At 72.0% G+C, this 16,603-nt stretch carries 17 protein-coding genes and 1 riboswitch; of the genes, 7 read left to right on the top strand and 10 right to left on the bottom strand.

Annotated elements, in window-relative coordinates; translation table 11 throughout:
- Positions 1 to 24 precede the first annotated feature (24 nt).
- The 8 genes from ACZ5NH_RS09285 to ACZ5NH_RS09250 all read right to left on the bottom strand — a co-directional run bounded on the left by ACZ5NH_RS09285 (position 25) and on the right by ACZ5NH_RS09250 (position 8,571).
- Positions 25 to 723, bottom strand: coding sequence for a YoaK family protein (locus ACZ5NH_RS09285; protein ID WP_468773803.1), 699 nt, complete (start codon positions 721 to 723; stop codon positions 25 to 27).
- Positions 724 to 824: 101 nt separating this feature from the next.
- Positions 825 to 1,238 (bottom strand): aggregation-promoting factor C-terminal-like domain-containing protein, encoded by a 414-nt coding sequence (locus ACZ5NH_RS09280; RefSeq protein WP_451551921.1) that lies wholly within the window; start codon positions 1,236 to 1,238, stop codon positions 825 to 827.
- A 285-nt stretch (positions 1,239 to 1,523) separates the two neighbouring features.
- Complete coding sequence (locus ACZ5NH_RS09275) at positions 1,524 to 2,429, bottom strand: ECF transporter S component (RefSeq protein ID WP_451551920.1); 906 nt, start codon at positions 2,427 to 2,429, stop codon at positions 1,524 to 1,526.
- Positions 2,426 to 4,147: an ABC transporter ATP-binding protein gene (locus ACZ5NH_RS09270; RefSeq protein WP_468773800.1), complete on the bottom strand. Its 1,722-nt coding sequence runs from the start codon at positions 4,145 to 4,147 to the stop codon at positions 2,426 to 2,428. The genes ACZ5NH_RS09275 and ACZ5NH_RS09270 overlap by 4 nt, the downstream gene beginning before the upstream one ends.
- Positions 4,144 to 5,280 (bottom strand): energy-coupling factor transporter transmembrane component T, encoded by a 1,137-nt coding sequence (locus tag ACZ5NH_RS09265; RefSeq protein ID WP_468773798.1) that lies wholly within the window; start codon positions 5,278 to 5,280, stop codon positions 4,144 to 4,146. The genes ACZ5NH_RS09270 and ACZ5NH_RS09265 overlap by 4 nt, the downstream gene beginning before the upstream one ends.
- Positions 5,267 to 5,917 (bottom strand): SCO2322 family protein, encoded by a 651-nt coding sequence (locus tag ACZ5NH_RS09260; protein ID WP_468773796.1) that lies wholly within the window; start codon positions 5,915 to 5,917, stop codon positions 5,267 to 5,269. The genes ACZ5NH_RS09265 and ACZ5NH_RS09260 overlap by 14 nt, the downstream gene beginning before the upstream one ends.
- A complete protein-coding gene (locus tag ACZ5NH_RS09255) occupies positions 5,914 to 7,140 on the bottom strand; it encodes a prenyltransferase/squalene oxidase repeat-containing protein (protein ID WP_468773794.1) in 1,227 nt (408 codons plus the stop codon). The genes ACZ5NH_RS09260 and ACZ5NH_RS09255 overlap by 4 nt, the downstream gene beginning before the upstream one ends.
- Positions 7,141 to 7,258: 118 nt before the next feature.
- A riboswitch (cobalamin riboswitch) is annotated at positions 7,259 to 7,409 on the bottom strand.
- 130 nt (positions 7,410 to 7,539) lie between these two features.
- On the bottom strand, positions 7,540 to 8,571 hold the full coding sequence (locus ACZ5NH_RS09250) for an MBL fold metallo-hydrolase (protein ID WP_468773792.1): 1,032 nt from the start codon (positions 8,569 to 8,571) through the stop codon (positions 7,540 to 7,542).
- 273 nt (positions 8,572 to 8,844) lie between these two features.
- Between ACZ5NH_RS09250 and ACZ5NH_RS09245 the strand changes: the two genes are divergently transcribed.
- Both ACZ5NH_RS09245 and ACZ5NH_RS09240 read left to right on the top strand, forming a co-directional pair.
- On the top strand, positions 8,845 to 9,030 hold the full coding sequence (locus tag ACZ5NH_RS09245) for a hypothetical protein (protein WP_468773790.1): 186 nt from the start codon (positions 8,845 to 8,847) through the stop codon (positions 9,028 to 9,030).
- Between the two features lie 96 nt (positions 9,031 to 9,126).
- Positions 9,127 to 9,468 carry a hypothetical protein gene (locus ACZ5NH_RS09240; RefSeq protein ID WP_468773788.1) on the top strand — a complete coding sequence of 114 codons (342 nt, stop codon included), beginning with the start codon at positions 9,127 to 9,129 and terminating at the stop codon, positions 9,466 to 9,468.
- A 94-nt stretch (positions 9,469 to 9,562) separates the two neighbouring features.
- On the opposite strand, the gene ACZ5NH_RS09235 is transcribed toward ACZ5NH_RS09240, so the two are convergent.
- Complete coding sequence (locus ACZ5NH_RS09235; RefSeq protein WP_468773786.1) at positions 9,563 to 10,528, bottom strand: DUF1152 domain-containing protein; 966 nt, start codon at positions 10,526 to 10,528, stop codon at positions 9,563 to 9,565.
- Between the two features lie 169 nt (positions 10,529 to 10,697).
- On the opposite strand from ACZ5NH_RS09235, the gene ACZ5NH_RS09230 reads away from it, so the two are divergent.
- Positions 10,698 to 12,149, top strand: a complete 1,452-nt coding sequence (locus tag ACZ5NH_RS09230) for an aldehyde dehydrogenase (protein WP_468773784.1) — start codon at positions 10,698 to 10,700, stop codon at positions 12,147 to 12,149.
- Positions 12,150 to 12,152: 3 nt separating this feature from the next.
- Positions 12,153 to 12,386 carry a ferredoxin gene (locus tag ACZ5NH_RS09225; RefSeq protein ID WP_388621845.1) on the top strand — a complete coding sequence of 78 codons (234 nt, stop codon included), beginning with the start codon at positions 12,153 to 12,155 and terminating at the stop codon, positions 12,384 to 12,386.
- A gap of 26 nt (positions 12,387 to 12,412) precedes the next feature.
- Here ACZ5NH_RS09225 and ACZ5NH_RS09220 read toward each other — a convergent pair whose 3' ends face one another.
- Positions 12,413 to 13,045 carry a TetR family transcriptional regulator gene (locus tag ACZ5NH_RS09220; protein ID WP_450980908.1) on the bottom strand — a complete coding sequence of 211 codons (633 nt, stop codon included), beginning with the start codon at positions 13,043 to 13,045 and terminating at the stop codon, positions 12,413 to 12,415.
- A 219-nt stretch (positions 13,046 to 13,264) separates the two neighbouring features.
- Here ACZ5NH_RS09220 and ACZ5NH_RS09215 point away from each other — a divergent pair, with 219 nt between their 5' ends.
- From ACZ5NH_RS09215 to ACZ5NH_RS09205, 3 genes are read left to right on the top strand one after another with little or no spacing between them, the layout of a single operon-like run.
- A complete protein-coding gene (locus tag ACZ5NH_RS09215) occupies positions 13,265 to 14,770 on the top strand; it encodes a glycosyltransferase family 4 protein (protein WP_468773781.1) in 1,506 nt (501 codons plus the stop codon).
- The gene (locus tag ACZ5NH_RS09210; RefSeq protein ID WP_388621839.1) at positions 14,764 to 15,516 is read left to right on the top strand and encodes a class I SAM-dependent methyltransferase; all 753 of its coding nucleotides are present in this window, start codon (positions 14,764 to 14,766) and stop codon (positions 15,514 to 15,516) included. The genes ACZ5NH_RS09215 and ACZ5NH_RS09210 overlap by 7 nt, the downstream gene beginning before the upstream one ends.
- Positions 15,513 to 16,583, top strand: a complete 1,071-nt coding sequence (locus tag ACZ5NH_RS09205; RefSeq protein ID WP_451553540.1) for a prenyltransferase/squalene oxidase repeat-containing protein — start codon at positions 15,513 to 15,515, stop codon at positions 16,581 to 16,583. Before ACZ5NH_RS09210 ends, ACZ5NH_RS09205 begins: the two co-directional genes overlap by 4 nt.
- Positions 16,584 to 16,603 lie beyond the last annotated feature (20 nt).

Genomic DNA, 16,603 nt, shown 5'->3' with positions numbered 1-16,603 from the left:
CTGCCTCCCCCGAGGTCGGCGGAGTCACTCCCGGCCGGACGCCACCACCGCCAGCACGCCCGACGCCACCGCCGCGATCAGCAGCGGGATGCCCAGGCCGTGATGCAGCACCAGCCACGCCCCGAGGCAGGCGCCGACGAGCATGGCGATCACCGATGCCGTACGGCGTGGTGAGCGGTGGCCGGTGGCGTCGCCGAGGCGGGACTCGGAGGCCAGGCCGGTCAGGGTCATGGTCAGCACGGTGGTGGTGAGATCGGCGATGCCCAGTTTGCGGACGGTCGCGTTGCGCAGGCCCATTGCGTACCCGGTGAGGGCGATCAGGGCGTAGACCGTGCCGGTGGCGTGCGGCCAGGCGAAGGCGACCGCCGCCGACAGGGCCACCAGGACCGCTTCGGCCGCCAGGGTGAGGCGGGTCCAGGTACGGCGTGGCCCCTTGCCGACGCGGGCCGCCAGCCGGCCGCCGGTCACCGCGCCCAGCAGGAAACACCCCAGCGAGGTCGCCGTGTGCGGGACGGAGAAGCCGGGCGCGCCGGCCGCCGCGAAGCCGAGGACGACCACGTTGCCGGTCATGTTGGCGGTGAAGACCCGGCCCAGCCCCAGATAGCTGACGGCGTCGATCAGACCGCTCACCACGGTCAGGATCAGCAGCACGATCACCAGCCGGATCCCGTGCGCCTCCGGGTCGTACGTGTCGTGCGCCGATGCTTCTTCCGCTGCGCTCACCGCCCCAGTTGACCACGTGGGGACTGCGGAAACGCCGAAGGCGACGGCCCGGGGATCGGGGGCCGCCGCCTTCAGCGGCTCTTTGCCGCGTTGCGGGTGGCTCAGTACCAGCCGTTGGCCTGCCAGAACTTCCAGGCGTTCACGGGGCTGCCGTAGCGGGACTTCATGTAGTCCAGGCCCCACTTGATCTGGGTGGCCGGGTTGGTCTTCCAGTCGGAACCGGCGGAGGCCATCTTGGACCCGGGCAGGGCCTGGACCAGGCCGTAGGCGCCGGAGGAGCTGTTGGTGGCCGACGGGTTCCAACCGCTCTCATGCGAGACGATCTTGCTGAACGCGTTGAACTGCGCGGCGTCCGGGATCATCTTGTGCGCGATCGCCTGAGCGGAGGAGGCCGAGTGCGAGGCGGCCTGGGCGGGCGCCGCGGACAGTGCCATGCCGGCGGTGGCGGTGGCCACGGCGGCAACGGTGAGGGCCTTCTTCGGGGAAGCGATGCGGCGGATGAAGGAGACGGTCACGGAGTACCTCTTGCGTCGGGGACAGGGGATCGCCCGCATGGGACGGGCCACGCGATGTGGCCGCATGCGTCGGCGCCTCGGCCCGGTGGGCTTGTGGCGCCTGGCGACGTCGTCCAGAGAAGCAGCCCGAAAAGCCGTCCGCAATGACCCCTTTTACTAGTTGTGACCGGATGGGCGGTAAAGGTCGACTCTGTGACGTGGGTCGCAAAGTGCAGGTCAGCGAGGGTGCCCGAAGGGGCGTATCGGACATCTGGTACTACGGCCCCGAATCGTAGGTGACCTGCGTCATGTGGGGTGCTTCACGGTCTCGCTCGCGCTGGGTGAAGCGCCGGATCCGTCAGGTGAGCGTTCCGGGCCGTCGAATGTGACCGCGGTCTCGAAGGCGGCCCGCCGAGTGGCCCGGCGCAGCGCGCGCAGCACGGCCGGGCCGAGGACGAGGGTCAGCGCCACCGTGCACAGGGCCCGGCCCAGGTCCCAGCCGAGCGAGGTGGCCAGGCAGTAGGCCACGAAACGGGCCAGGTTGGCGGGGACGGAGGCACGGGCGTCGAAGGAGATGTCCGAGGCGGCGGCTCCCATGAACGGCCAGCCGGCCAGGTTCATGACCGTGCCGTAGGCGAAGGCGGCGAGAAAGCCGTAGACCGCGAGGAGCAGCAGCTCGGTCCGGCCGCGCAGCCGGACCGGGCCCGGGAGCAGTCCCGCGCCCATCGTGAACCACCCCATCGACAGCATCTGGAACGGCAGCCAGGGTCCGACCCCGCCCGTGAGCAGGGCGGACGCGAACATCGTCACCGAGCCCAGCGTGAAGCCGAAGCCGGGGCCCAGTACCCGGCCGCTGAGCACCATCAGGAAGAACATCGGCTCGATCCCCGCCGTACCCGCGCCGATCGGCCGCAGCGCGGCCCCCGTCGCGGCCAGCACGCCCAGCATGGCCACGGCCTTGGGTCCGAGATCCGACTCCGAGATCGTCGCTGCCACGACCGCGACCAGGAGGATGAGCAGTCCCGCGAAGAGCCAGGGCGCGTCCTGGGCGTGGGCGCTCAGCTGCGAGGTGGGCGGAGCGAGGAAGGGCCAGCCGAAGGCGACCACACCGACCGCGCTGACGAGGGCTAGTGCGGCGAGCGAGCGGGGCCCGAGACGGATGGCGTGGAGGCGCGCGGGGCGCAGCGGGCTCATCGGGCTCGTTGCGCTCATGCGAGGGCCTCGCGGACTTCGGCCACGGTGAGCCACTGCTGCGGGGCGAGGATCTTCGTCACCTGCGGGGCGAAGGACGGCGAGGAGACGACGATGTGCGCGGTCGGCCCGTCGGCAATGACCTCGCCCTCCGCGAGCAGCACCACCCGGTGCGCGATCTCGGCCGCCAGCTCCACGTCATGCGTGGCCAGCACGATCGCGTGCCCCTCGGCGGCGAGGCCGCGCAGTACGGTCACCAGGCGGGCCTTGGCCGCGTAGTCCAGGCCGCGGGTCGGCTCGTCCAGCAGGAGGAGTGGCGGCCGGGCGGTCAGCACGACGGCCAGGGCGAGCGCCAGGCACTGCCCCTCGGACAGGTCGCGGGGGTGGGTGTCGTCCGTGATCCCCGGCAACAGCTCGGCCACGAGGGCCCGGCAGGTCCCGGGCCGGGCGGCGGCGTCCCGGTCGGCCGCGGCGCACTCGTCGGCGACCGTGTCGGCGTAGAGCAGGTCCCGCGGATCCTGGGGGACCAGGCCGACGCGGCGTACGAGGTCGGGGGGTGCGGTGCGGTGGGGTTCGGCTCCGCCGACCCGGATGCTTCCGGCGCTGGGCGCCACCAGGCCGACGAGGGAGCCGAGCAGGGTGGACTTTCCGGCGCCGTTGCGGCCCATGAGGGCGATGGTTTCGCCGGTGGTGACGGTGAGGTCGATGTGCCGGAGGGCGTCGACGCGGGCGCGGCGGACGGAGAGGGAGCGGACCTCGGCGATGTGCGGTTGCCGGGGCCCTGGGGCGGGGGTCGGGCGGCGACGGAACCAGGAACGGCGCCCTGCGCTGGTGCCGGCCGGAGGTGGGAACTGCGCGGGGAACTGCGCGACCAGCCCAGACGCACCCGCGGCCGCGGTCCCACGAGTACCCGCGGCGGCGGCTGCGGCCAGGCGTTCTCGCAGGGGACCGGCTTGGCGGCGGGCGTCTCGGACGGTCAAGGGCAGGGGAGACCAGCCCGCCAGGTGGCCCAGGGCCACGACCGGGGGGCGGACCGGGGACACCGCCATCACCTCGGCCGGCGTGCCGGTGAGCGGGGGTTCGCCGGGGGCGGGCAGCAGGACCATGCGGTCGGCGTAGTGGATCACGCGTTCCAGGCGGTGTTCGGCCATCAGGATCGTCGTACCGAGGTCGTGCACCAGGCGCTGGAGCACCGCGAGGACCTCCTCCGCCGCGGCCGGGTCCAGGGCCGAGGTCGGCTCGTCCAGGACCAGTACCCGCGGGTGCGGGGTGAGGACCGAGCCGATCGCGACCCGCTGCCGCTGACCACCGGAGAGGGTGGCGATCGGGCGGTCGCGCAGTCCGGCCAGGCCCAGCAGGTCCAGGGTCTCCTCGACCCGGCGCCGCATGACCTCCGGGGCGAGACCCAACGACTCCATTCCGTAGGCGAGTTCGTCCTCCACGGTGTCGGTCACGAAGTGGGCGAGCGGGTCCTGGCCCACCGTGCCGACCACGTCGGCGAGTTCACGCGGCTTGTGGGTACGGGTGTCCCGGCCCGCCACCGTGACGCGGCCGCGCAGGGTGCCGCCGGTGAAGTGCGGCACGAGACCGCTCACCGCGCCGAGCACGGTCGACTTGCCGACCCCGGACGGGCCCACGAGCAGCACCAGTTCGCCCTCCGGCACCTCGAAGTCGACGCCCTGGACGGAGGGTCCGGCCGCACCGTCGTACGTCACGCTGACATCCTCGAAGCGGATCACGACGGTTCCTTGGGGACGACGAAGGCGGGCAGGAGGGCGAGGAGGACCGCCGCGGCGGGCCACAGGGGGAGGCCGGGGGCGACCAGGGGGACGACGCCCGGGTGCAGCGCCTCCGGGTCGCGGGCGGCGGCCACGCCGAGCAGCGCGGCGACCGTGGCGCCGGAGCCGGTCACCAGCCAGGCGCGTACGTCCCACGGGTCCGGGCGGTACCGGGTGCGCGGTGAACGCCGGCCGCCGAGGCGCAGCCCCGCGAGGGCGGCGACGACACCGGTGAGGAGCAGGGGGACGCCGTAGGTGCCGCCCTCCGCGGTGAGCAGCCCGTACGTCCCCGCGCACACGCCGAGCAGGCCGCCGAGGGTGAGCGCGGCCGTCGTACGGCGGACGCGGGCGGGGACCTCGACGGTACGGCCGTAGCCGCGGGCCTCCATCGCGGCGGCGAGTGCGACCGAGCGCTCCAACGCGCCCTCCAGCACCGGCAGTCCGACCTGGAGCAGGCCCCGCAGACCCCGGTCCGGGCGGCCGCGCAGCCGGCGGGCGGCACGCAGGCGCTGGACGTCGGCGATGAGATGCGGGGCGAAGGTGAGCGCGACGACCACGGCGACGCCGGTCTCGTACAGGGCGCCGGGGAGGGACTTGAGGAGGCGGGCGGGGCTCGCTAGGGCGTTCGCCGCGCCGACGCAGATCAGGAGGGTGGCGAGCTTGAGCCCGTCGTAGGCGGCGAAGACGAGCGCCTCCGCCGTGACCCTGCCGCCCAGGCGGATGCCCTGTGCCCAGTGCGGGAGGGGGACTTCGGGGAGCGTGAGGAGGGTGTGGGTGCCCGGGATGGGAGAGCCCAGGGCCACCGCGAAGAGGAGGCGGATGAGGAGGACGGCGAGTGCGAGCTTGGCGAAGGCGGTGTAGGCGTGGGCGGTGGGGGTGCCGGTGTTGCCGCGGTGCGTCGCCACGACGTAGGCGGAGGCGGATACGAGGAGGGCGAGCAGGAGGGGGTTGGTGGTGCGGGTGGCGGCGGTACCGAGACTCAGCGCCCAGAGCCACCAGGCACCGGGGTGGACAGCGGCGCGGGCCGTGTCGATATGCGGCTCTGCCGCGTGGGTACGACCGGCCCCCACCGGGCCGCAGTCAGACGGAGTCATCGCGTCGCCGTCGGAACCGCCACATCGCCGCGCCTCCCAGGAGGACGACCGCCCCCACGCCGATCGGCAACCCCAGGGACGGCCCGCTGTCCGAACTGCCGGTCGTCGCCGGGGCCCTCTTGCCCGTGGCCGCCGCCGAAACCTGCTCCCCGCACCCCTTCTTCGGGTACCCCGCGATCGCGCACAGCAGGGCGTTGGTGTCGTAGCGCAGGGGCGGGGCGACGGCCGCCAGGGCGTCCGCGGTCGTCGCGTCGGCCGGGACCCGCGCGCACGCCGTGCGGCGGGCAGGCGGCAGCTCGCCGGACGACGCGTCGGCGGGGGTGCCGAAGTCGAGAACGAGAGCCACCCGCTTCGTACCGGACTTTGCGGGTGTGCCCGAACAGATCGTGCCGAAGTCCGCCGCCCCGCGCGGTCGGCTCGCGTCCGCCGAGTCCGCGCTCACCGCGAACCGGAAGCCCTCCACGGCACCGTCGTCGGGACGGGCGGTCGAGGGGCCCTGCGTGGCATACGTCCAGCGCCCGCCGGACCGCTCCCAGAAGGACCAGTAGCGGTATCCGGTGGCGTGCGCCTGACCCGCCCCGGCCAGCAGGACCAGCGCGGCGCACAGCAGGCTCGCGGCGCGGCGGACGGCCCTCACGGCTGCCGCTTCTTCCGGCCGCTGAGCAGGAAGCCGATGCCGATGCCCGCGACGAGGCAGACGCCGACGAACCACCAGACACCGAAGCCCGAGCCGCTGTCGGACTTCTCCGACTTCTCGGCCTTCTTGGTCTCGTGCGCGGCGGAGTCCATGGCCGGGGCCGGGCCCAGCTCGTTGAGGGACCGGACGAGGCTGGTGCCGCCGAAGTCACCGGGCTGCGCGCCGACCGCGTGCGCGGCGAGGATCAGCTGGGCGTACGCCGCCGGACCGCTCTGCACCGCCCACTGCCCGGCGTTCTTCTCCAGCCAGCCGTACGCCTTCTTGGCCTGCTCGGTCCGGCCGTCCGCGGCGAGGGCGACGACCGTGTCCACCGTGTTGCCGAAGTCCGGCTGGTCCTTGGCGCCGGGGAGGGCGGACTGCAGGTGCCCGGTCTTGCCGACGGCCGCGGCCAGATAGGCACCGGCGTTGTCGGCGACCTGCGCCGGACGGGCGGCCTTGGCGCACGCGTCCTGCGCGGGCGCCTTGGCGGCCGTCGCCACGAACCCCTTGCCGAGGGCGCCGAGCACCCCGGCCGCCGTGGCGTCCGCGTTGGCGGCCAGCTTGCCCTTCTTGTCCGGCTGGAAGGCGAGGGCGCCGCCGCCGTCCTGGTCGCAGGGGAGGGACATGGCGGCGAGGAGGTCGTAGGGGGACTTGCCCGCCTTGCCGACGCTCGCCGGATCCGTACCCACCGCCGCGAGCGCGCCGATGACGACGGAGGTGGAGTTGGTGTCACTCTCCCCGCCCGGCGAGTAGCCCCAGCCGCCGTCCTTGTTCTGTACGGACTTCAGCCAGGCCACCGCCTTGGCGACGGCATCGTCGTGCCCGCCGACCGCCTTCAGGGCCTGGACGGCGGCGGCCGTGTTGTTGGTGTCCACCATGACCTTGGCGTCGCAGGCCTTGGCGGGGGCGCCGCGGAACGCCGGGAAGGCGCCGTTCGCGCACTGCTGGCCGGTGAGCCAGTCCACGGCCTTCGCCGCCGGCCGGTAGCCGAGGGTCCGCTGGGCGATGAGCGTCAGCGACTGGCGCCACACGCCGTCGTAGGTCGGGTCGGACTTTCCGTACAGCCCGGACGGGATCGCGACCTTCGGAGAGGGGGACGGGGACTGGCCGGCGGCCGTGGCGGGCGCGGCGGCGGCCAGCACGCCTATGGCGGCGAGAGCCGCGGCACTGCGGCGGACGTTCATGGTCGGCGACTGCCTCTCCTGCGGGGAGCCGGGCAGCGCACGGGAGACACCCCGGGCGGCTCGGCTCCGTAAACCTCGACGGTGCCGTGCGCGGCGGACCACCGACGCACGCGAGCCGGTCAACGTCCCGCCCGGGGCGTTCCGGCTCACCGTTCGATGACGAACGATTCACGGTTGCGGGTCAGCGCCGGAATTGCACCGGCTTCCCCCCGAACGGGTGTGATGACGACCCCGCCACTTTACCGGCCGCCCCGGGCGGGCTGAGGAGTGGCTGTGCACACGGGGATGCGGTGACCAGGGTCACGACCGTGACTGGGGCGGGAGCCGAAGTGGGCGCGCAGGGCCCGTCGGCCCTGGACCCGGCGCCCGTCTCCCGGCGGGACCAACGTGAGCCACCGGTCACACCGCCACGTAGGCCACCGGCTCGCTCCCCGCCACCGGCTCCGCCCGGCCCTGTTTCACCAGGCGGCGCAGATGGGACTCGGCCTCCGAGACGGCGATGTTCCGGGAGCCGTAACCGATCTCCGCCCAGGGGCGGTTCCACTCCATGCGCTCGGCCAGCTGCCAGGGCGTGAGCGGCTCGGCGAGCAGGGCGAGCAGGCCGGCCAGCCGCTCCTCGTGGTGCGCGAGCAACTCCCTTACCCGGCCTGGTGCGTCGGTGAAGGCGTGCTGGTGTGCGGGGAGGACCTCGGCGGGTGCGAGGCGGCCGACCCGCTCCAGGGAGTCGAGGTAGTCGCCGAGGGGGTCGGTGACGGTCGCGTCGTCGGGATCCTCGTACAGGCCGATGTGCGGGGTGATCCGGGGGAGGAGGTGGTCACCGCTGAACAGTCGCCCATGACCCGGAAGTCGGTGGTCGGGATGCTGCTCCTCCAAGTGCAGGCAGACGTGGCCCGGTGTGTGGCCGGGGGTCCAGATCGCGCGCAGTCTGCGGCCGGGCAGGTCGAGGAGTTCGCCGGGGACGATCTCCCGGTCCGGGAGGGCGGGGGAGAGGCCGGGCAGGGTGCGGGGGCTGCGCGGAGCTCGCAGCGGCGCCAGGTGTTCCTCGGGCGCGCCGGCCGCCGCGAGCTTGGCATTCATGTAGCTGAACCAGTGCTCGGGCCGGGCCTCCCGGGTGCGCCGTACGACCGCGGCGTCGGCGGCGTGCATCGCCACCCAGGCACCGGAGGCCTCGCGCACCCTGGCCGACAGGCCGTGGTGGTCCGGGTGGTGGTGCGTGATGACGACGCCGTACACCTCCGCCACCGCCGTACCGCACGCGGCCAGTCCCGCCACGAGCGTGTCCCAGGACGCCGGATCGTCCCACCCGGTGTCGACCAGCACCGGGCCGCGGTCGGTGGCCACGACGTAGACCAGCGTGTGACCGAGGGGGTTGTCCGGGATGGGCACCGCCACGGACCGTACGCCCCCGCCGTGCTCGAACGTCGTCACCATCGGCCCTCCGCCCCTCACAACTGCCAACGGCAACTGATGGTACGTCAGGTAGCTCCAAGTGCCCCCGAGTGGCCCGCGGTTCACATGATCGCGTAACTGTGATTCATCTGCCGAGGTTCCGTGAACAGCTCGTGAACATAGTCACGTTGCCTTCGTTTCTCGCACCGCATTAGCGTCGCACTCGACCACTTATTTTTGCTTTACGTCTGTGTGCACGGGGGGCTGCAGATGTTATTTCGTCATGCCGTCACCCGGGCCTGGAAAGGAATTCGGGTGACTCCTCGTATGCGCAGGATGCTCCCCGTCGCGGGGGTTGCTGCCGTTCTGGCGCTGGCGGGCACGCCGATGCTCGCGTCCGCCGACCCGCAGCCGACAGGGGGAACTGCCGGGGCCACACCGCCGTCCGCGGTGGAGGGCTACGCCTATCCGAACGCGGATCAGATCCAGCGGGACCTGTAGGTGAGCTGCCCCGGAACAGGCTCACCTTCTACCTCGGAGGAAAAGATGTCACCGACGAAGTCTTTTCGGGATCCAAATACCTAGGGGGTTCTTGAAATGCCTTCTGCCCGATGGGAACGCAGGTTTCGGGTATGGCACTACTCGGTAAGCTATCAGCGGCTGCTCCTGCGCAGCCTCACCGAGTACTCCCCGACTCGAGTGGATGTGCTCTTCTCGAACGTCAACTTCATGCACGTTCCTACGGATTTCGACCGGTTCGAGGTGCACGAGGACGATCAGTTCGCCATGCCGGGGGTGGAGATCGAGAGCCCGCGAGGAAAATGGTTCATCGTCAACGGCGGGGTTGGCCATGTCCATGCGACCCACTGTCAATGGCACGAAGATGAGGGGAACTCCATGACGCCCTCCCGCTTTGGACCGTTCGGGCCGACGGACTGAACTCCATGAAGGACATGTAGGGCTCCTGTGCCGCTGTGCGAAAGGATCGGAACCTCGCTCATCGGTACAAGGAGCCTTCGTGCTGCCGCCGGGCTCAGTGCGGGAATGCCCGCGGTGGCCGCTGCCTGGGCAGTTCCTCGCGGAAGGCGGCGATGGCGGAGCTGATCTGGCGCATCAGAACCGTGTCCTCCAGCCGGCCGAGGTAGAGGTTCGCGCGCGCCAGGACCGGCAGGTCGACACAGAAGTACAGAGCCATCAGCGGGTTGACGAACAGTTCGCTGCCGCGGGTGCGCTCGGTGAACCTCACGTCACCGAACTCCCCCCGCACCGCGGCGGCGACGGACCCGTGCACGATGCTCGGATGACTCGCGTGACAGCGCTGGGCATCGGCCACCGCGTCGAGGTAGGCGGCCCCCTCAGGGCTTTCGCGGGGCAGCGAAAACGCACCCAGATAGCCTCCGGCGCGGTCCAGGCGAGCCAGGTTCTCCAGCACCAGAGAGTGGTTGACACCGTGATAGGCGTCCACACCGAAGCCCACGCAGGTCACCAGTCGCTGCGGGACCTCGTCCAGCCCGGCGACGGCCGCGAGGCTGGCCATGTCCTCCTCCGGAGTGCCGAGCCCGTGCTCGTCCCCGCGCATCAGGATGTCGGTCCCGCCGTCCACCAGCACGATCGCATCCACCCCGCCCACATGCTCCAGCAGTGCCCGGTAGGCGGCGCGCAACGGCTGGACACCCGTGCGGGGGAAGGCGTAGACGGTGTCGGGCAGTTCCCGCGAGTGGAGCCAGCGGGCGAGGGAGCGTTCGGGGAAGTAGTCGCCACGCAGTGGGGTGTCCGGGCGGACGGCGGCGACGTCTTCCGCGACCCAGGAGTCCAGGTCCAGGCCGTACAGGTCGGAGAAGGACAGGCTGGCCAGGTGAACCTCGGCACCGGCCGACCGCAGCGCGAGAGCCAGGGGCAAGCCGGCGTAGACGTCGAAACCCCCGCCCGCACCGGCGACGAGGATCCGGCGCGCCTCGCGCAGGCGGCTGAAGAAGACGGGCTCACGGAGGGAGAACACCACCCGACCCTAACAACGCCCGCACGGGAACCCCGGAATGCTGCGCAGAGGACCGCAAATCCGCTGGTGAGGGCCTATCCGGCGCTAGGTCTGGCCTAGTTCGACCAGACCTGATATCAGTTTCTGAAACAGCGTCAGAAACATGCGGTGCGGTGGGAGGCAGTCGGCCATGACCGAGCTCGTGGAACACGGACAGCTGTTCATCGGCGGGGAGTTGACCGAGCCCCTGGGCAAGGACGTCATCGAGGTGATCTCCCCGCACACCGAGCAGGTCATCGGCCGGGTGCCGCACGCCTCCCGGCAGGACGCGGACCGGGCCGTGGCCGTCGCGCGCCGCGCCTTCGACGAGGGGCCGTGGCCGCGGGCGACCTTGGAGGAGCGGATCGAGGTCGTCACCCGCATCAAGGACGGCATCGCGGCCCGGCACGAGGAGATCGCCCGGGTGATCTCCGCCCAGAACGGCTCCCCGTACTCCTGGAGCGTCCTCGCCCAGGCGCTCGGCGCGATGATGGTGTGGGACGCCGCGATCAGGGTCGCGCGGGACTACACGTACGAGGAGCGCAGGGAGGGTGTCCTCGGTCCGATCCTCGTCCGCCGCGAGCCGGTCGGCGTGGTCGCGGCCGTGGTCCCGTGGAACGTCCCGCAGTTCGTCGCCGCCGCCAAGCTCGCGCCCGCGCTGCTGGCCGGCTGCACGGTCGTACTGAAGCCGTCCCCGGAGTCCCCGCTCGATGCCTATCTCCTGGGGGAGATCGCACAGGAGGCCGGACTCCCCGAGGGTGTCCTCTCCATCCTGCCCGCCGACCGCGAGGTCAGCGAGTACCTGGTCGGGCACCCCGGCATCGACAAGATCTCCTTCACCGGCTCGGTCGCGGCGGGCAAGCGGGTGATGGAGGTCGCGGCCCGCCATCTCACCCGCGTGACCCTGGAGTTGGGCGGAAAGTCGGCGGCGGTCGTCCTGCCGGACGCGGACGTGCAGACCGCGGTGACCGGGATCGTCCCGGCGGCCTGGATGAACAACGGGCAGGCGTGCGTGGCCCAGACCCGCATCCTCGTCCCGCGCGCCCGCTACGACGAGTTCGCCGACGCCTTCGCGGCTGCGGCCGGCGCGCTGAAGGTGGGCGACCCGCTGGACCCGGCGACCCAGGTCGGCCCGCTCGTCGCCCGCCGCCAGCAGCAACGCAACCTCGACTACATCCGGATCGGTCAGGAGGAGGGCGCCAAGATCCTCACCGGCGGCGGCCGGCCGGCGGGACTCGACCGCGGCTGGTACGTCGAACCGACCCTCTTCGGAGACGTGGACAACTCGATGCGGATCGCCCGCGAGGAGATCTTCGGACCGGTCATCTGCCTGCTGCCGTACGGCGACGAGCAGGATGCGGTGAAGATCGCCAACGACTCGGACTACGGTCTGTCCGGCAGCGTGTGGACGGCCGACGTCGAGCACGGCATCGACGTGGCGCGGCAGGTCCGCACCGGCACCTACTCGGTCAACACCTTCAGCCTGGACATGCTGGGCCCGTTCGGCGGCTACAAGAACTCAGGGCTCGGGCGGGAGTTCGGCCCGGAGGGCTACGGCGCCTACCTCGAGCACAAGATGATCCACCTGCCGGCGGGGGCGTAGGCCATGGGCGACCGCTGGCACGTCGAGGTCGACCGGTCGGTGTGCATCGGCTCGGCCCAGTGCCTCCATCACGCCCCGCACGCCTTCCGCCTGGACTCCGCCCGCCAGTCCCACCCGGTGCAGGCGGACACCGACGCCGGCGAACCCGTCCTGGAGGCGGCCGAGAGCTGCCCGGTGGAGGCGATCGTGATCACGCTGGCCGAGAGCGGGGAGGCGGTGTACCCGCCCGAGGAGTAGGGGCACCGGTCCCCGAGGCCGGCACGTCAGTGCCCGGCACCCGGTTCCGTCAGGTCGATCAGGCGGCACACCGTCTCGATGTCTATCTTCACCTGGGCGATGGACGCGCGGCCGGAGAGCCAGGTGATCAGGGCCGAGTGCCAGGTGTGCTCGATGACCCGGACCGCCGAGAGCTGCTCGGGGGTCGGGTTCTCCAGACCCATCGCGTCCAGGATGATCAGGGTCGTCTGGCGGGAGACCTGGTCGACCTCCGGCGAGACGCTGCGGTCGGCGAAGGTCAGGGCGCGGACCATCGCGTCGGCCAGGTGCGGCTCGCGCTGGAGGGCACGGAAGGCCCGCATGAGGGTCTCGGCGACCCGCTCGGCGGCCGTGTCGCCGGCCGGGGGCTTCTTCCGCAGGGTGCCGTGCATGTGCTCCAACTGGTCCTGCATCGTCGCCACCAGCAGATGGACCTTGGAGGGGAAGTAGCGGTACAGGGTGCCGAGTGCCACCTGGGAGGACTCGGCGACCTCGCGCATCTGCACGGCGTCGAAACCGCCCCGGCTGGCCAGCTGGGCGCTCGCGTGCAGGATCCGGCGGCGGCGGGCCTCCTGGCGCTCGGTGAGCGGCGCCGAGGAGGGCCGGACCGTACTGGCTTCCACCTTGGATTCCGCAGGCATGGTCCCGTCCGTGACAGTCGGTGAAGGCGTCTGTTGGGGCGTGTGATCAGACAGCATGGTAGGCCGGTCCGCCGTGGCGTGAATCACCTGATCCACTGCTCCCAGCGCCCCTACCTGCCGGTAGATTCAGAGCCTCTTGAACGATCAAGTCTGAAACTTGTTCTAGATTAGCGTCCCGACGTAGTCTCGCGGGACAGTGCAGGCAGAAGGGGGCACGGAGTGACCGCTGAGGCCCGTGTGGCGGGCGTCGAGCAGGACCCCGCTGCCGACGGCGAGCGACCGCTCGACATCGCGCTCCTCACCTATAAAGGGAACCCGTTCTGCGGCGGCCAGGGTGTCTACGTACGGCATCTCTCCCGTGAGCTGGCCCGCCTCGGCCACCGGGTCGAGGTCATCGGCTCGCAGCCGTACCCCGTGCTCGACGAGGGCTACCCCCGGCTCACGCTCACCGAGCTGCCCAGCCTCGACCTCTACCGCCAGCCCGACCCCTTCCGCACCCCGGGACGGGACGAGTACCGCGACTGGATCGACGCCCTGGAAGTCGCCACGATGTGGACCGGCGGCTTTCCCGAACCGCTGACCTTCTCCCTGCGCGCCCGCCGCCATCTGCGGGCCCGGCGCGGCGAGTTCGACGTCGTTCACGACAACCAGACCCTCGGGTACGGGCTCCTCGGCGACATCGGCGCGCCCCTGGTCACCACGATCCACCACCCCATCACCGTCGACCGGCAGCTGGAGCTGGACGCGGCCGAGGGCTGGCAGCGCCGCTACTCGGTGCGCCGCTGGTACTCCTTCACCCGGATGCAGAAGCGCGTCTCGCGCCGGCTGCCCTCCGTCCTCACCGTCTCCGGCAGCTCCAAGCAGGAGATCGTCGACCACCTCGGCGTCCGCGACGACCGCGTGCACGTGGTCCACATCGGCGCCGACACCGATCTGTTCGCGCCGAATCCGGCCGTGCCCGAGGTGCCGGGCCGGATCGTCACCACCTCCAGCGCCGATGTGCCGCTCAAGGGACTGGTGTTCCTGGTCGAGGCGCTGGCCAAGGTGCGCACCGAGCACCCGGCCGCCCATCTCGTCGTCGTCGGCAAGCGCCCCGAGGATGGGCCGGTCGCGGCGGCGATCGAGCGGTACGGCCTCGAAGGCGCCGTCGAGTTCGTCAAGGGCATCTCCGACGCCGAACTGGTCGACCTGATCCGCTCGGCCGAGGTGGCCTGCGTGCCCTCGCTGTACGAGGGGTTCTCGCTGCCCGCCGCCGAGGCCATGGCCACCGGCACCCCGCTTCTCGCCACGACCGGCGGCGCGATCCCCGAGGTCACCGGCCGCGACGGCGAGACCTGCCTGGCCGTACCGCCGGGCGACGCGGGGGCGCTGGCCGCCGGGCTCGGCCGGCTGCTCGGGGACCGTGAGCTGCGGGTGCGGCTCGGCCGCGCCGGCCGCGAGCGCGTGCTGCGGCACTTCACCTGGGCGCGGGCCGCGGAGGGCACGGTGGCCCACTACCGCGAGGCCATCGCCCGCGCCGCCCGCTTTGCGGGTCCCGCCCGTGCCGAGGACCCCAGCCGAACCCACGCTGGAACAGGCCCGCGCGGGGGGACCCCCACCGCGGCCCGGACTCCCGGCCGCTCCGCGGCCTCACCGAGTGTTGCTCCCGCGGCGCCGCACAGCGTTGCTTCCGCGGCCCCGGCAACTGTTGCAGGCGTCTCTTCCGAAAGCAGGGCCACGTGCTGACCGTCGACTTCTCCCGGTTCCCGCTCGCCCCGGGCGACCGTGTCCTGGACCTCGGCTGCGGGGCCGGCCGGCACGCCTTCGAGTGCTACCGGCGCGGCGCCCAGGTCGTGGCCCTGGACCAGAACGCCGAGGAGATCCGCGAGGTCGCCAAGTGGTTCGCGGCGATGAAGGAGGCCGGGGAGGCGCCGGAGGGCGCCACCGCCACGGCCATGGAGGGCGACGCGCTCGCCCTTCCCTTCCCGGACGAGTCCTTCGACGTGATCATCATCTCCGAGGTGATGGAGCACATCCCCGACGACAAGGGCGTGCTCGCCGAGATGGTCCGGGTGCTCAGGCCGGGCGGCCGCATCGCCATCACCGTGCCGCGCTACGGCCCCGAGAAGGTCTGCTGGGCGCTGTCCGACGCCTATCACGAGGTCGAGGGCGGCCACATCCGCATCTACAAGGCCGACGAACTCGTGGCGAAGGTCCGCGAGGCGGGCCTGAAGCCGTACGGCAGCCATCACGCGCACGCGCTGCACTCGCCGTACTGGTGGCTGAAGTGCGCGTTCGGCGTTGACAACGACAAGGCGCTGCCGGTGCGGGCGTACCACAAGCTGCTGGTCTGGGACATCATGAAGAAGCCCCTCGCCACCCGGGTCGCCGAGCAGGCGCTGAACCCGCTGATCGGCAAGAGCTTCGTGGTCTACGCGACCAAGCCGCACCTGCCCCGCCTGGACGAGACCGCCGAGGCGGCCGCCAAGTGACCACTCCCCGGACAGAACACCTCGTCCTGCCCGGGGTCCTCACCGCCGAGCAGGCCGCCGCGACCGTCCGCGGCATCCTCGCCGCACAGCGGGAGGACGGCGCGATCCCGTGGTTCCGCGGGCATCACCTGGACCCCTGGGACCACACCGAGGCCGCGATGGCCCTGGACGCGGCCGGCGAGCACGAGGCCGCCGAGCGGGCGTACGAGTGGCTGGCCCGGCATCAGCACGAGGACGGCTCCTGGTACGCCGCCTACGCCGACGGTGCCCACGACGACGTCACCGACCGCGCCCGCGAGTCCAACTTCGTCGCCTACATAGCCGTGGGCGTGTGGCACCACTATCTCTCCACCGGCGACGACACGTTCCTGGACCGCATGTGGCCCCGCGTGTACGCGGCCATGGAGTGGGTGCTCGCCCTCCAGCAGCCCGGCGGCCAGATCGGCTGGCGCCGCGAGGACGACGGCACGCCCGCCGCGGACGCCCTGCTGACCGGCAGCTCCTCGATCCACCACGCGCTGCGCTGCGCGCTCGCCATCGCCGAGCAGCGCGAAGAGCCGCAGCCCGACTGGGAGTTGGCGGTGGGGGGCCTGCGGCACGCGATCCGCCGGCACCCCGAGCGCTTCCTCGACAAGGACCGCTACTCGATGGACTGGTACTACCCGGTCCTCGGCGGCGCGCTGACCGGCGAGGAGGCCAGGGCCCGGATTGCAGAGTCCTGGGACCGTTTCGTCGTACCCGGCGCCGGCGTGCGCTGTGTCGTGCCCAACCCCTGGGTCACCGGCGGCGAGTCCAGCGAACTCGCCCTGGCCCTGTGGGCGGTGGGGGAGTCGGACCGCGCCCTGGAGATCCTCCAGTCCATCCAGCACCTGCGCGACCCGGAGAGCGGCCTGTACTGGACGGGCTATGTCTTCGAGGACGACGCGATCTGGCCCCGCGAACTCACCACGTGGACGGCAGGCTCCCTGCTCCTCGCCGTAGCCGCGCTGGGCGGGCACGAGGCGACGTGCGCGGTCTTCGGCGGGGAGCACCTGCCGACCGGCCTGGACCCCGACTGCTGCGGCTAGGCCCTGTCGTCAGCCCGAGG

It is taken from the genome of Streptomyces sp. NPDC031426 (assembly GCF_055581585.1).
The sequence above is the reverse complement of the archived record's forward strand: the minus strand, read 5'-3'. Positions and strand labels throughout refer to the sequence as shown.